Origin of the sequence: Ferrimonas aestuarii, assembly GCF_005116665.1 — a bacterium.
In the GTDB taxonomy this organism is placed as follows: Bacteria; Pseudomonadota; Gammaproteobacteria; order Enterobacterales; family Shewanellaceae; genus Ferrimonas; species Ferrimonas aestuarii.
The window spans coordinates 1-1,295 of record NZ_SWCJ01000037.1; the positions used below are offsets into that span (position 1 = coordinate 1).

The window sequence follows — 1,295 nt, forward strand, 5'->3', positions numbered from 1 at the left end:
GGTTCATCGCGGATCTCCGGGGAATGCTGATTTTATCTTCAAGAAAAAGTACTCAGTGTCCCGGTAGCCGTAAGCCATGCGCTTAATCAATTTGATTTTGTTGTTCATCCCCTCGAGCCGGCAGGTATGCAGGGGATGAACGGCCGAAGCGGTGATACCAGGGAGATAAGGCTTTAACTTGTTGGCGAAGTGGACAAGGGGCTTTATTCCGCTTTCTTGCACCTGTTGCCACCACACATCCCATAACCCCCGAGCTGTGTCCTCCCCCTCGCAGTACCACAGCTCCTTTAGCTGTTCTTTAAGCAGATAGACCACCATCAAATCATGATTGGCTGTCAGCAGTTCATTTAGGTAGCTGCGCTGTTTGTCGCTCATGTTCTCTTTGTTTTTGAGCAATACCCAACGACCTCGCTTCACTCGTTTTCGTGCTGCTTTGTCACCCTTCAACTCGTTGGCACAGTCGACACGAACGCGGTCGATGACTTCCCGGCCGTATTTGGCGATGACATGAAATAGGTCGTAAATCACTTGTGCTTTTGGACAATGCTGTTGAACTTCGAGGTCAAAGGCCGTGTTCATATCCATAGCTACTGCCTCGATTTGCTGGCAATGCTCGCCCAGCATTTCAAAGAACGGCCTGATAGCTGCACGACTGCGACCTTCACCTATCCAAAGTACCTGATGAGTGTCTGCATCAGCGATGACCGTGGCATAACGATGGCCCTTAAACAGAGCAAATTCATCCATGACTAAACGCTTAACCTGACTCCAGTCCGGCTCCCTAACCTCGCGGCGTAAACGAGCCTTATCGAGTTCTTTTAGCGTGTGCCAGTGCAGCCCTAACAACTGACTGATGTGCTTAATCGGTAGCAGTGGCAATAAAGTCTCTGCAAAGCTAGCAAGGCGCTCCGTTATTCGTGAGAACGGTTTTAACCAAGAAATATGCTCAGTCTTGATGCCACAGTGCTGACATACCAGACGACGAACAGGCACCAATAATGTGACCGGGTAATCGAGGATGGCACGCTCTGTGATCCTGCGGATCGATGTGTCATGAATATGCTTGCCCGGGGCGCCACAGTGACAGACAGGGCGACGAGAAGGGGTGAGGTGGATGGTCAGTGAAGACCCATGTTGCTCTACGTGAGAAGGATTAAAGCCTTCCCACAGCTCAATAGGAAAGGTAAGCTGCGACATCGAAACGGCTGGTGGCTGGTGAGTGGTTTTGTTTGGCGATGAAACTCTAACCTAACCAGCCGTTTCTGTATCTATTCCCCGCTCATCCGCGAAGAACC

Annotated in this window: 1 protein-coding gene; it reads right to left on the minus strand. The window is 50.6% G+C overall.

Annotation, left to right across the window (positions count from 1 at the left end):
- Positions 1–3: 3 nt before the first annotated feature.
- Positions 4–1,197, minus strand: a complete 1,194-nt coding sequence (locus tag FCL42_RS21475) for an ISL3 family transposase (protein ID WP_205729314.1) — start codon at positions 1,195–1,197, stop codon at positions 4–6.
- Positions 1,198–1,295: the final 98 nt, after the last annotated feature.

What these genes read in the sequence shown, in the direction of transcription:
- FCL42_RS21475 (WP_205729314.1), bottom strand. Translation starts at nt 1,197, where the DNA reads ATGTCGCAGCTTACCTTTCCTATTGAGCTGTGGGAAGGCTTTAATCCT.